This window comes from Myroides sp. ZB35, assembly GCF_001865835.1.
Lineage (GTDB): Bacteria > Bacteroidota > Bacteroidia > Flavobacteriales > Flavobacteriaceae > Flavobacterium > Flavobacterium odoratimimum.
Genome location: NZ_CP017769.1, coordinates 3,591,919 through 3,605,153, shown reverse-complemented (window position 1 = coordinate 3,605,153; position 13,235 = coordinate 3,591,919). Strand labels below are relative to the sequence as shown.

The 13,235-nt window shown below is 33.7% G+C and carries 16 protein-coding genes and 1 pseudogene; 14 read left to right on the top strand and 3 right to left on the bottom strand.

Going from position 1 to position 13,235, the window contains the following annotated elements:
• The first annotated feature begins 140 nt into the window (after positions 1-140).
• The 12 genes and pseudogenes from tatC (at position 141) to traN (ending at position 10,096) form a co-directional block, all read left to right on the top strand.
• Positions 141-734, top strand: a complete 594-nt coding sequence (tatC, locus tag BK054_RS15950) for a twin-arginine translocase subunit TatC (protein ID WP_394798175.1) — start codon at positions 141-143, stop codon at positions 732-734.
• 153 nt (positions 735-887) lie between these two features.
• Positions 888-1,342 (top strand): annotated as a pseudogene (tnpA, locus tag BK054_RS15945) (IS200/IS605 family transposase).
• A gap of 21 nt (positions 1,343-1,363) precedes the next feature.
• Entirely contained in the window at positions 1,364-1,963 is a 600-nt protein-coding gene (locus BK054_RS15940) for an IS4 family transposase (RefSeq protein WP_255404283.1), read from the top strand.
• Positions 1,964-2,152: 189 nt separating this feature from the next.
• Entirely contained in the window at positions 2,153-2,461 is a 309-nt protein-coding gene (locus BK054_RS15935) for a DUF4134 domain-containing protein (protein ID WP_071307528.1), read from the top strand.
• A gap of 10 nt (positions 2,462-2,471) precedes the next feature.
• Positions 2,472-2,816, top strand: a complete 345-nt coding sequence (locus tag BK054_RS15930) for a DUF4133 domain-containing protein (RefSeq protein WP_006263907.1) — start codon at positions 2,472-2,474, stop codon at positions 2,814-2,816.
• Positions 2,800-5,295 (top strand): TraG family conjugative transposon ATPase, encoded by a 2,496-nt coding sequence (locus tag BK054_RS15925; RefSeq protein ID WP_071307527.1) that lies wholly within the window; start codon positions 2,800-2,802, stop codon positions 5,293-5,295. Before BK054_RS15930 ends, BK054_RS15925 begins: the two co-directional genes overlap by 17 nt.
• 64 nt (positions 5,296-5,359) lie before the next feature.
• Positions 5,360-5,992: a DUF4141 domain-containing protein gene (locus BK054_RS15920; protein WP_071307526.1), complete on the top strand. Its 633-nt coding sequence runs from the start codon at positions 5,360-5,362 to the stop codon at positions 5,990-5,992.
• A gap of 2 nt (positions 5,993-5,994) precedes the next feature.
• Positions 5,995-6,987 (top strand): conjugative transposon protein TraJ, encoded by a 993-nt coding sequence (gene traJ, locus BK054_RS15915; protein ID WP_071307525.1) that lies wholly within the window; start codon positions 5,995-5,997, stop codon positions 6,985-6,987.
• Between the two features lie 16 nt (positions 6,988-7,003).
• On the top strand, positions 7,004-7,627 hold the full coding sequence (gene traK / locus BK054_RS15910; RefSeq protein ID WP_006258122.1) for a conjugative transposon protein TraK: 624 nt from the start codon (positions 7,004-7,006) through the stop codon (positions 7,625-7,627).
• 12 nt (positions 7,628-7,639) lie between these two features.
• Positions 7,640-7,930 (top strand): hypothetical protein, encoded by a 291-nt coding sequence (locus tag BK054_RS15905; protein ID WP_039329900.1) that lies wholly within the window; start codon positions 7,640-7,642, stop codon positions 7,928-7,930.
• Entirely contained in the window at positions 7,905-9,194 is a 1,290-nt protein-coding gene (gene traM, locus BK054_RS15900) for a conjugative transposon protein TraM (protein ID WP_071307524.1), read from the top strand. The genes BK054_RS15905 and traM overlap by 26 nt, the downstream gene beginning before the upstream one ends.
• Positions 9,195-9,223: 29 nt before the next feature.
• On the top strand, positions 9,224-10,096 hold the full coding sequence (gene traN / locus BK054_RS15895; RefSeq protein WP_071307523.1) for a conjugative transposon protein TraN: 873 nt from the start codon (positions 9,224-9,226) through the stop codon (positions 10,094-10,096).
• Between the two features lie 592 nt (positions 10,097-10,688).
• Here traN and BK054_RS15890 read toward each other — a convergent pair.
• The 3 genes from BK054_RS15890 to BK054_RS15880 are packed head-to-tail and all read right to left on the bottom strand — an operon-like array spanning position 10,689 to position 12,146.
• Positions 10,689-11,615, bottom strand: coding sequence for a HipA domain-containing protein (locus BK054_RS15890; RefSeq protein WP_071307522.1), 927 nt, complete (start codon positions 11,613-11,615; stop codon positions 10,689-10,691).
• The gene (locus tag BK054_RS15885; protein ID WP_006258117.1) at positions 11,608-11,943 is read right to left on the bottom strand and encodes a HipA N-terminal domain-containing protein; all 336 of its coding nucleotides are present in this window, start codon (positions 11,941-11,943) and stop codon (positions 11,608-11,610) included. Before BK054_RS15885 ends, BK054_RS15890 begins: the two co-directional genes overlap by 8 nt.
• Complete coding sequence (locus BK054_RS15880) at positions 11,943-12,146, bottom strand: type II toxin-antitoxin system Y4mF family antitoxin (protein WP_002992043.1); 204 nt, start codon at positions 12,144-12,146, stop codon at positions 11,943-11,945. The genes BK054_RS15885 and BK054_RS15880 overlap by 1 nt, the downstream gene beginning before the upstream one ends.
• Positions 12,147-12,551: 405 nt before the next feature.
• On the opposite strand from BK054_RS15880, the gene BK054_RS18490 reads away from it, so the two are divergent.
• Complete coding sequence (locus BK054_RS18490; RefSeq protein WP_255404282.1) at positions 12,552-13,055, top strand: DUF6088 family protein; 504 nt, start codon at positions 12,552-12,554, stop codon at positions 13,053-13,055.
• Positions 13,045-13,233 carry a nucleotidyl transferase AbiEii/AbiGii toxin family protein gene (locus BK054_RS18680; RefSeq protein WP_006258113.1) on the top strand — a complete coding sequence of 63 codons (189 nt, stop codon included), beginning with the start codon at positions 13,045-13,047 and terminating at the stop codon, positions 13,231-13,233. Before BK054_RS18490 ends, BK054_RS18680 begins: the two co-directional genes overlap by 11 nt.
• The last annotated feature ends 2 nt before the right edge of the window (positions 13,234-13,235 follow it).

The following is a 13,235-nucleotide window of genomic DNA, read 5'->3' as shown; positions in this document are numbered from 1 at the left end:
TAAGAAGTTTTTAATCAAGTGTTTTATTGGAATTGTCTTATGTAGTAGCATAGCGTTTTTTATATACTAACTTTATTTTTGAGCAAATATTATTTGCTCCTAAGAACCCTAATTTTCCTATTTATATTTGGCATCGTTCTTTGATAGATTTTTTTAATTTGAGTTCATCATTGTATATGGAAGGGATTGATTTTGATATTCAAAATCGAAAAATGGATGGTCAGTTAATGATTATGATTTGGACTAGTTTTACCTTTGGACTAATAGCTTCATTTCCTTGGATTTTGTATCAAATTTGGAAACTTGTACAACCTAAATTATATAATAGTAAGACAAGATACAGTATTGTATTTGTAACAATCACAAGTCTTTTATTTTTTATAGGTGTCTTGTTTGGATATTTGATTATAGTTCCTTTATCTATTCATTTTTTTATGAATATAGAGATTAGTAGTATTGTTGCCAACCAAATCGATCTTACCTCATATATTTCTCTTGTTAGAACCACCATACTAGCATCAGGTATTGTGTTTGTTTTGCCAGTTGTCATTCTAGTATTATACAAGATGGGAATTTTATCAACAGATATACTCAAAGGTTATCGCAGATATGCTTATGTTTTGATTTTAGTTTCATTAGCAATTATTACACCTCCAGATGTATTGAGTCAAGTTATTTTGGTTATACCATTAGTTTTATTGTATGAAGTGAGTATTTTTTTTCAAAGTTTATGAAGTCTAATCACATTACAGAATAATATATTATCGTATTTGCTATAAATATTAATTAAACTTGCATAGTTTAAATATACATCGTAATGTATAATCAAAAGATTTCCTCGAGACTCTGCCTCGGGGTAGACAAGTAAAGATTAGTATATTTGTTTGATGAGTGAACATATTTTCAAAAGAATAATAAAAGCTTGCTGCTCTATCATTTAGTTTGTCCTATAAAATACCGTAGAAATGTTTTATCAGAGGATGTAGAAATTAGTTTAGTTGAAGTTTGTAGAAAGATTTCAGAACGTTATGAAATTCATTTTGTTGAAATCAGAGCAGATGAAAATCATGTACATTTTTTGATTCAAAGTGTGCCAAAAATTTCTGATGAGATTATTGTTAGAACAGTTAAGAGTATAACTGCCAAAGAGATTTTTCGAATACATCCAGAAGTAAAACACCAGTTATGGAGAGGTAATTTTTGGACAAGTGGATATTATGTAAATACAGTTGGTCAATATGGTAATGAGGATGTAATTAAGAAATATATTCAAAATCAAGGAGAAGACAACACTGTATATAAATCGTTCAACAAAAATCAGTTACTACTATCTTTTGAGTAACGCGATACCTCGAGGTAGTTCATTGATTTTAGCCTTTTACATGTCTGGGACAGCAAACAAGTATTCTTTGTCATTAGACATAAAGACAACTTAAAATTTGAAACAATTAAAGAGCTGGAACTACCAGAGAATAGACATCAAAATATTTTAAAAGATGAGATAATCATACTAACTAATACTAGGTCATCACAAGTATATTCTAATAAACTAAGACGAGTAGCTGTATGGGATCAAGAAAATGAGCAAGTTATAGAGTTTATCACAAATCAATTTACCTGTACTGCTAATACAATTAGTGAGCTTTATAAAAGTAGATGGATGGTGGAAATATTCTTTAGAGACCTTAAACAACTTCTGCATATTAAGTCTTTTATAGGAACTTCTGAAAATGCTGTAATGATACAAATTTGGACTGCACTTATCACTATTTTAATACTGAAAGCTCTGCGTGCTCAGTCTCAATTTGGATGGCATTTATCTAATTTAGTCGCTTTTATACGTTTAAACCTTTTTGTTAAAATTGAACTACAAAAATGGTTAGATAATCCCCTAAATGAGATAGCAAAACCTCCTCCAAAATTACAACAAGGGGGGTCTATTTTAAATTTTAGCGAAATATAGCCTTAATCCTACTAAAGTGGGAGGATACTTTATGCCTTAAATTTATTTAGGACGCTATTGAAATAAAGGCTATTTAAAGCCAATTAAAGCCTGTATATACAAGGTTTTAATAACAGATAGTTTTCCAAAGACATTTGGATCTAGATATTAAGCAAGGTGCTTAATAGATAATCTAAAAATGTCAATTTTATGAAAACAAAAACATTTCAAAAGGTAGTAGTGTTAGGTCTAACACTATTTTTATCAAGTAATCTTTTTGCCCAAGGAAACGGAGTAGCAGGAATCACTGAGGCTACCCAGATGGTTACTTCTTATTTTGATCCAGCCACAAAGCTTATCTATGCTATTGGAGCAGTAGTTGGTCTTATTGGAGGAGTAAGAGTGTATAACAAATTCTCAAGTGGTGATCCCGATACAAGCAAAACAGCTGCAAGCTGGTTTGGAGCTTGTATTTTCTTAATTGTATCGGCTACCATATTGCGCTCATTTTTTCTTTAAAACTGTGCTTATGAAAAAGTATAGTATCAATAAGGGCATTGGAGCGAGCGTAGAGTTTAAAGGACTCAAGGCTCAATACCTGTTTTATTTTGCAGGCGCACTATTAGGTAATCTCTTTCTTGTTATGGTTTTGTATATGGCAGGGGTAAACAATCTTATTTGTTTAATTCTTGGACTTTGTACCTCTGGCTATCTTGTTTACAAAGTATTTTCACTAAATAAGAAATACGGTCAGTATGGCCTTATGAAGCTTCAAGCCAGAAAATACTTTCCTAGGTATATTATCTCAAGAAAAGATTTTAGAGGGTATTTAAGTAGTAACTTAAAACTAAGAAGTTATGAGAAATACAGCTAAGACAAACACCCTAGAGCGGATGTTTCCGATTCTAGCGGTTGAAAACAATTGTATTGTTTCCAAACAAGCAGATATAACGGTTTGCTACAAGGTAATCTTACCTGAGATATTTACCATCTCAGATAAGGAGTATGAAACTATCCACAGTGTGTGGCATAAGGCGATAAAGACCCTCCCTGAGTTTACTGTGATTCACAAACAAGATTGGTTTGTAAAAGAAAGGTATCAGGCGGATTTTAAAGACGAGCAGCAAAGTTATTTAAACAGAAGCTTTGAAAGGCATTTTAATGAGCGCCCCTACCTAAATCACAGCTGTTATTTGTTTATTACCAAAACTACCAAAGAGCGAATCAAAAGTCAGAGCAATTTTTCATCCCTTACAAGAGCAGAGCTTATTCCTAAAGAAATAAGAGATAAAGACGTGGTTTTAAGTTTTTTAGAGGCTACTGTTCAATTTGAGAAGATAGTAAATGATAGTGGACTAGTTCACTTAATTAAACTAACTGAACAGGATATCATTGGCTCAAAGGATAAAAGTGGACTCTTAGAGCAGTACTTAACCTTAAGTCCTAGTAAAAGAGGAAGCCTTCAAGATATTGCCATTAGCGCAGAAGAGGTTAGAGTAGGAGATAATAGGGTTTCGATGCACACCCTATCAAGGACAGATGACTTGCCTACTGAGGTATCGTATTTATCTTATTATGAAAAACTGTCAACCGATAAAAGCAACATGGCTTTGTCGTTTGCCTCGCCCGTTGGACTCTTGCTTAACTGTAATCACATCTATAATCAGTACTTGTTTTTAGAGGATAGCGACTCTAATTTAAAGCAGTTTGAAAAGTCAGCTAAGAATATGCACTCTCTTGCTAGATATAGCCGTGCTAATCAAATCAACAAGCAGTGGATAGAAGAATATTTAAATGAAGCTCATAGCAAAGGATTAATATCCATTAAAGCACACTTTAATGTAATGGCATGGTCAGATAATCATAGTGAGCTTAAAACCCTTAAAAATGACTGTGGGAGCGCAATCGCTTCTATGGAATGTGTACCAAGACACAATACGGTTGACGCTGCGACACTTTACTGGGCCGGTATGCCAGGCAATAGCGGGGACTTTCCAAGTGAAGAGAGCTTTTATACCTTCATAGAGCCTGCACTTTGCTTATTTACAGGGGAGACTAGTTATCAAAACTCACTATCTCCCTTTGGAATAAAGATGGCGGATCGGCTTACTGGTAAACCGATTCATCTAGATATCTCGGATCTACCTATGAAAAAGGGAATTATCACCAACCGCAACAAGTTTATCTTGGGACCTTCGGGAAGTGGTAAGAGTTTTTTTACCAATCATATGGTAAGGCAGTATTATGAACAAAACGCCCATGTACTCTTAGTAGATACAGGAAACTCTTATCAAGGGTTATGCGAACTAATTAAAGCAAAGACAAAAGGGAAAGATGGGCTGTATTTTACATACACCGAAGAAAACCCAATTGCTTTTAATCCTTTTTATACCCAGGATGGGGTGTTTGATATTGAAAAAAGAGAGAGTATTAAAACTCTTATCTTAACGCTTTGGAAGCGGGATGACCAGCCACCCTCAAGATCGGAAGAAGTAGCGCTTTCAAACGCCGTTAGTGGCTATATTGGGTGTCTTCAAAATAGCGATATAAAACCTAGCTTCAACACATTTTATGAGTATATCAAAACGGGTTATAAAAAAGAGTTAGAACAAAAACAGGTTAGAGAAAAAGACTTTGACCTCTATAACTTTTTAAATGTACTAGAGCCTTACTACAAAGGCGGGGAGTATGACTATTTGTTAAATTCAGAAAGTGAGCTTGATTTACTTAATAAACGCTTTATCGTCTTTGAGATAGATTTAATCAAAGATCACAAAATCCTTTTCCCCATAGTTACTATTATCATCATGGAAGTATTTATAAATAAGATGCGACGTCTTAAAGGAAAGCGCAAGCTAATTTTAATTGAAGAGGCTTGGAAGGCTATAGCTAAAGAGGGGATGGCAGATTATCTACGCTACCTTTTTAAAACCGTTAGAAAGTTCTTTGGAGAGGCAATTGTGGTTACTCAAGAGGTTGATGATATTATTCAATCCCCGATTGTCAAGGAGAGTATTATCAATAATTCTGACTGTAAGATCTTACTTGATCAGCGCAAGTACATCAATAAGTTTGATGATATACAAGCTATGCTTGGACTTACTGACAAAGAAAAAGCTCAGATACTTTCAATAAACTTAAACAATAATCCAAATCGCCTTTACAAAGAAGTATGGATTGGCCTTGGCGGTATGCAATCAGGAGTGTATGCAACAGAGGTGAGCTACTCAGAATACCTGGCTTATACAACAGAGGAAACTGAAAAACTTAAGGTAATGAACCTATCTAAAGAGCTTGATGGTAATCTAGAGATGGCTATAAAACGCCTTGTACAAGAAAAACAACAAAAATAGACTATACTCTACCCCAACTTCTTTAAGGACAAAAGAGTAAACAATCAATTAAAAACATATTACAATGAAAAAATTATTGCAGGTAGTTGTGGTAGCGATGCTACTGGTTCTGCCAATAAAGAATTATGCCCAGTGGACAGTATATGACCCTGGAAATTTAGCCCAAGGTATTATAAATAGTGCTAATGAAATAAGACAAACTTCTGCTACAGTGAGTAATGTTATTAAAAACTTCAAGGAAGTAGAAAAGGTCTATAAACAGGGTAAGGAATATTACGATAAACTTCAATCGGTTAATAACCTAGTTAAAGATGCAAGGAAAGTTCAGCAGACAGTGCTTTTAGTAGGGGACGTTTCAGAGCTATATGTCAAAAACTTTGGCAAGATGCTTAATGATCCAAACTTTTCCCCTCAGGAACTTGTAGCTATAGCTAATGGGTATTCCGTGCTTCTTCAAGAAAGCACAGAGCTTATCAAAGAGCTCAAGCAGATTATAAGCGCCTCGAGTCTTTCTTTAAATGATAAAGAACGCATGGATGTTATAGATAGAGTTTACAAAGAGGTAAAAGACTATCACAACCTTGTGAGCTATTATACTAGAAAGAATATTGGTATCAGCATTTTAAGGGCTAAAAAGAAAAACAATAGCCAAAGAGTGTTTGATTTATACGGCACTTCTAATCAAAAATACTGGTAGTTATGGGTGAGAGTAATCTTCATGAGGTTTTACAAAACCTCTACTATGATATGATGCCACTTACAAGTCAGATGGTATCTGTGGCTAAGAGTTTAGCAGGTCTTGGAGCGCTTTTTTTCATTGGCATTAAAGTATGGCAAGCCCTGGCAAGAGCAGAATCTATTGACGTGTATCCGATGCTAAGGCCATTTGCGTTGGGGATTTGTATTATGTTTTTTCCCACACTTGTTCTAGGAACTTTAAACACGGTCTTAAGTCCAGTTGTAAAGGGAACGCATCAGATATTAGAAACCCAGGTTATAGATCTAATTTCTTTACAAAAACAGAAAGATATTTTAGAAAAAGAAGCGATGCTAAGAAATCCTGAGGCTGCTTATTTAATTTCAGATGAGGCCTTTGATAAAAAACTTAACGAGCTTGGCTGGTCTCCCTCGGATCTAGCCACTATGACAGGAATGTATTTAGAGAAATGGCAATATGACTTTCAAAAGAATCTAAGAGATGCTTTTAGAGAAATACTAGAGATGCTTTTTCAGGCTTCAGCTTTAATTATAGACACGATTCGAACCTTCTTTTTAATTGTGCTATCCATATTAGGACCTATTGCATTTGCCATCTCCATTTGGAGTGGTTTTGAATCTACGCTCTTACAATGGCTCACGCGGTATATCAGTGTGTATCTCTGGCTTCCTGTAGCGGATTTATTTAGCGCAATGTTAGCTAGAATACAATCCTTAATTCTTGAAAGGGATATGCTGTTGCTTTCAGATCCAAGTTTTATCCCTGATACCTCAAACACGATATATGTGATTTTTATGATCATTGGCATTGTGGGATACTTTACAATTCCTACAGTGACAAGTTGGATTATTCAAGCCAGTGGAGGCTCGGGCTTTCTTCGTAATGTAAATCAATCTGCGCTTAAAACAGGTAATATTAGCTCGGCGGCAGTTGGGGCTACCTCGGGAAATATAACAGGTAGACTAATTAAATAATTTAAACACTTTAAATATGGAATTTAAATCACTTCGAAATATAGAAAATAGTTTTGTGCAGATTCGGCTCTACGCTATTGTATTTGCAGTTGTTTGCCTTATAGTAGTAGGATTCGCTATTTACAAAAGCTATGATTTTGCTAAAGAGCAACGAGAGAAGATCTATGTGCTTGACAAAGGTAAATCCCTTATGCTTGCTCTGTCTCAAGACGCAAGTATAAATAGGCCAGTAGAGGCAAGAGAGCACGTAAGACGCTTTCACGAGCTGTTCTTTACTCTCTCACCTGAAAAATCAGCCATTGAGGGTAATATGCAAAGAGCGTTTAATCTATCTGATAAAACCGCCTTTGACTATTATAAAGACTTACTTGAAAAAGGATATTACAGCAGAGTCATTTCAGGAAATATTCAGCAACGAATTGAGGTGGATAGTATTAAAATAGATTTTAACACCTATCCCTATAAGACGCTAACCTATGCAACGCAGTATATCATACGATCTAGTAACCTAACTAAAAGAAATCTTGTTACAAGTAGTCAGCTTATCTCAGCTGTACGGTCTGATAATAACCCGCAAGGATTTATTATCGAAAAGTTTACAGTTGTAGAGAACAAAGACTTAGAAGTTGTTAAACGTTAAAAAAACAAGATTATGAAGAAGCTACAACTTTTAAGACATAGTTATTTAAGTAAACTACAAGCTTACTGGAATAACCTCTCTATAAAAAGACAACGAGTTTTATTACTTACCGCTTTTACTCTTTACGGGGTAGTTTGTCTTTTTATTGTAAAGACAAGTTTTAGCTCTAAAATAAAGCAGGCAATAAGTAGGGAGGATCAGAGTAATATAAAACCAGTTAAGTATTTGCTTAAAAGGCAAAAGATAGAATCACACTCAATTATTAAACTAAAATATTATGAATCAAGATCAGTTGTCAAATAAAACCCACCAGATAGAGAAAGTACCCAAAGAAAATAAGACAATTCAAAATCTTATAGAAAAACACAAAAAGCACATAGTCTTTGCTTTAATGGGCATTGTCTTTTTAGGGGTAATGTACCTTTTGTTTAAACCCGAAGCAAAGGAGTTAATCTCTCACAATGATTCTGTTCCTGAGGCGATAACCAAGGGGATGCCAACAGATAAAGTAAAAGCTTATGAGAAAGAGCTATGGGAACAGAAAAAGCAAGAAAATGAAAATCAGATGCACTCCTTAGCAGACTATTGGAATGATTCGCAAGAGGAGCCAACTAGCAGTTATAATCATAAAAATTACAACGAGGAGCCTACATACACGCCCTATGAGCGGTCTTACGAGAACTACAAACAAAGCCAAGATGTACTTGGTAGTTTTTACAGTAGTAGTACTGAAAATTCTGAAACCGAAAATCTTAAAAAGCAAATACAAGAGCTAGAGAAACAATTACAAGAAAAAGACACTCCAACACCTATTACTATGGATAATCAATTAGAACTTATGGAAAAGTCTTTTCAGATGGCAGCAAAGTATTTGCCAGGAGGTCAAAATCAAACTGAATTACCGTCTTCAAATAAGACTAAAAACGCTAAAACAATTTCAAGTAAAAAACAGGCCATAACAGTGCTTGATAAAACAAGTAAAGAGATTGTATCTTTACTTGTAAAACCAACAAGTTTACTGGATTTTTTACCTATTAATCCTAAATCAAATCAAACCTTTTATACAGCAGAAGGAGAACGTAAAACACAGAACCATAAAAACAGTATAAGGGTAAGTATTAAAGAAAATCAGGTCATTATAAACGAAGGTTACATCAAACTAAGACTCTTAGAAAGAATCGTAATAAATGGGGCTCTGTTACCTGAATCAAGTACACTGATTGCTAAGGTAAAGATTAGTAACGCTCGATTAGAGCTTAGTGTAAACTCTATTAAGATCGAGGATAGTATCATTGATACAGAGCTTATCGGTTATGATAATTATGGGCAAAGAGGCTTAGAGGTATTAGACCTTCAAGAAATAAGCGCCTCAAAAGAAATCATTGCCAATATGGGACAAACAGCAGGAACGAGTATATCTATGAGTAGATCTGCTTCCGACCAAATTGCTTCAGATCTAACTAAAGGACTTATTCAAGGAGTATCTGGTTACTTTTCAAAGAAAGTAAAAGCCCAAAGAGTAACGCTAAAACAAGGACAAGAGCTGTTTCTTGTACCGAAAGAATAACATTTAATAACCAAGTAAAACAAATCATTATGAAAACAATCATTAAATATATGTTACTATGCTTATTAGCAGTAAACACAGTAACTTCCCAAAATTATACCAAGTCTATCAACTTATCTAATGCTGAGGTAACTCCTTATGAGGTAGAACTAACCCAAAACAAAACTACTCATATCTTGTTTCCAAGCAGCGTTGAATACGTAGATTTAGGAAGTAGTGAAATTATAGCTAGTAAAGTAGAGGTTACATCAAATGTACTTCGTTTAAAAACGATTACAGAATATATTTCACCTACAAACTTTACTGTAATTACAAACGATGGTAAATACTATAGTTTTTGTGCTACTTACAATGAAGAGCCAACACAACTGAGCTATGACTTAACCAAGTTTGAAAATCAAAACAGTAAACAGCAAAGCGAAGTGTTATTTAAAGACTTAGGGGACACCAGTCCAACTCTAGCAGATCTTTTTATGAAAGCAATCATCAAAAGGAACAAGAAAGAGCTAAATATTAAAAGCAAAAGCTACGGGGTAGAAGCAAGGCTGAAAAGTATCTACACTCAAGATGGTAAACTCTACTTTCATCTTTCTATTAACAATAAAAGCAATCTACCCTATGAAGTTGACTATATTAGTTTTAGAATAAAAGACAGAAGGACCTCTAAACGAACCACTATGCAAGAAATGAGTTTAAAGCCCATTAGAAGCTATAGTGATGCTCAAACTATCAATATTCAAAGTAAACAAGACAATGTATTTATGTTAGATCAGTTTACCCTATCAGATAAACAAATGCTTTTAATTGAAATTAATGAGAAGAATGGAGTGAGAAATCAAAAAATAAGAGTGCTAAAACACAATGTATTAAGCAGTAAACAGATTGAATTGTTAAGAATATAGTTTTATACATAGTATAATATTTTATTAGATCTTAAGAGAATTTAAAGTGGGGCTATCTTATAAAGACTAGTCCCACTTTGTTTTTTTTAACTTTGTATGGATGATTCTTATTCCTGATCTTCAACTGATTATTTTAGTTTACCTTAAGAATATAATATAAGTTTTTCCTAAGTACACGACAAAAATCTAAAGCAATTGATATTTAGAGGATTGTACTTATTTTTAGACAGCAATAATCTTGATAAGTAGTCAAGTCCAAGTTTAAATACACTCATAAGCCTATTGCCATGATTCTTGATTGTGATAGGCTTAATAGTATCAATATCCTAGCATTCATAGGGGGGTAACCTTGTTTTTTTGCACAACACTTTTTTAAAGTATTTTAAAGGAAAATCAACGGATGGGTTTTAACAGATAAATGAGAAAATATTGTTGTTTTGGTTGAATAATTCACAATAAAAACGGAAGTGAATTTTTCGATTTGGACAGGTTATTTTCGATTTCAATTTCCACAAGAATACTTTTTTTGTCCTGAGATAAATGAGTGTTGTATATTTATTTTCTAGTATTTTCTTCCTGATTAACCTTTTCTCTACAATCCAATCTGTTTCAACTTTTTAGTAAAGATTGTTTTATATTCTTCTTTGTACTCATCAGTTAAAAAGCTTCGATCTATTAAGTCATATACTTTATTAGCTTGCTTAGAGAAATCTTTATAGATATTATTCCTTACAATTGCTGTAATACCTAAACTCATTGCAAGTTCATCAAAGTTTACTTGTTTAATCTTTTTCTTACGACCACTTAGGGTTAGTGCTAAATCTTCTTTTTCATCAGGAAAGACTAAATTCAGATTTAAAAGGTCATACGCTGGAGAAAATAAGATACCCTTATCTGTGTGCATTAAAGAGAAGTTCTTTAGGTGCATGTCGTTATTACCTGTTATAAAGCTAAACAAGACAAGTCTAAAGTATTTGATTGTATCTAAGCCCGAATTGGTAGCGTATCGTTTAATGATCTTCCCTACACGCTCATAGGAGCTTTTGTATTTTTGTTCAGTTAACAATTCTGATAACTGACATAAATCTTCTACATGAATTTTTTTGTTTTTCACTCGATCAAAACGCTTGGTAATATAAGCCAGCTCACCGGTAGAGGTGCGAATCAAAGCATGTTGTGCGGTTTCAATTTTAAATAGCTTAGCTAGGTGCATGGTCAAGTCTTCTACTTGTAGCATAAAAGCAAAATTAGGAGATTGAGGCTTGAGGATATAATCCCCCCATAAACTGACTAAGGTTAATCGTTTACTACCGTTTTCACTGTTTAAACTTAAGGATATCTTAGGTTGTACCCCTGTTAACGCTAATCGTTCGTTTACCGTTATTTGTGCTAACTTATCTAATTTTTCTTTATCTAATTCTAATATAGGAACTTTTGTAGTGCCAAAGAACTTCTTCGAACAAGTAGTATGATATTCGCCTGTTTCAACAGGCTTATAACAAAATAAACAGTTATTCATGATTTGCCGCCTCCATCGGATAAATTGAGACCGCTCCAATAGTGTCTCTACATAAGTTGATTAATAATTCAAATCGATCTCGGGGATTGAGCTTCCAATGTTTTTCTCCGATATCTAATAGCCATCCTTCAGGAATTAACCCATCGAAAAAAGGAAAGAGTACATTGCTATGATAGGTTTCTTCAGATAGGGGGAGCGTTAGGCTAATTGGATGCGGATGAGGTGTTCTTAGATAATCTTGATTATAGTAAAAGGAATATCCATCATCTCCTTCCAGGAGATAACCAGCTAACTGATCTTGAAAGTATATTTTAGCTTGTCGTGCCATTATTCTCTAGTTTGATCAATTACACCAACTTCTTTACCAAATAAAGCTAACACATCGTTTACTTTGTCTAAACGGAGTGTTTTTTTACCTTGTTCTAAATCACGTACAAAACGCAAGCCTACACCAGCATTTAGGGCTAAATCTTCTTGCGTAAGCTTTAATTCTTTTCGCTTTTGCTTTACAAATACTTGTATTGAATCCATATCTATACCTTTTCAGGTATAAATATACATAAAAAATGGAATAATACCCCTTCGGGTATAGTTTGTGTGAGATTCAATATTTTATACCCGATAGGTGGTATTTTATGAATTAAATAAAGCGTTTTTTCCTTCAAATGGTCTATTTAGATACTAATCCTATTACTTTTTTAGGAATTGTCCACGATTATTCAAATAACAACAAAGGCTTTACTGTTTGGAAAGGCTTATTAGAAGGGTGATTGACCTGCGGAAGGATTTGATTAAATTTGTGACAAATGTAAATCTTTTTTTATGAATGAATCTATTAGTAATCAGATAGTAGATAAGATTTCTAAATCTAAGCGTGGAGAAATTTTTTTCGCTATTGATTTTGTTAAATATGGTACAGCTGACAATATTTGACAAATACTCTCTCGTTTAGAAAAAGAAAACCTTATTGAACGATTAACCCATGGTATTTATATAAAACCAAAGCAAGATTCTTTATTAGGAACAATTTATCCTAGTATAGAGGAAATTGAAAATGAGATTGCAAAAAGAGATAAGGTGCGTATAGCGCCAACTGGTGTATTAGCGTTGTATCTATTAGGATTAACAACCCAGATCCCCTTAAAGACTGTTTATTTGACTAAAGGATCTCAAAGAGAAATTAAGGTTGGAAATAGGAAGATTAATTTTAAGAGAACTGTCCCTAAAAACCTTATGATAAAAGATGATCTGTTACATTTAGTAGTACAGGCTTTTAAAGAGAAGGGGCAAAGAGAAATTACGGATTCTTTTTTAAATGCGATTAAATTAGCTGTTGATAAAATAGATCAACAAGTGGTAGAATCTCAATTGAAATTTGCTCCGGTTTGGATTCAAAAAGAAATTAAAAAACTTTATTATAAACAGGAGTATGTGGATTAATTTATCTGAAGAACAAAGAGTTGCTGTACTAAAAAAAGCTGAAGTTGTTTATGGACTACCAGCTTTTGTAATAGAGAAAGATTGGTGGGTTTGTATTCTTTTAAAGGCAATATTTCAATCTAAGTATGCAGATTCTATTATATTTAAAGGAGGAACTTCTCTGAGTAAGGGCTTATAATT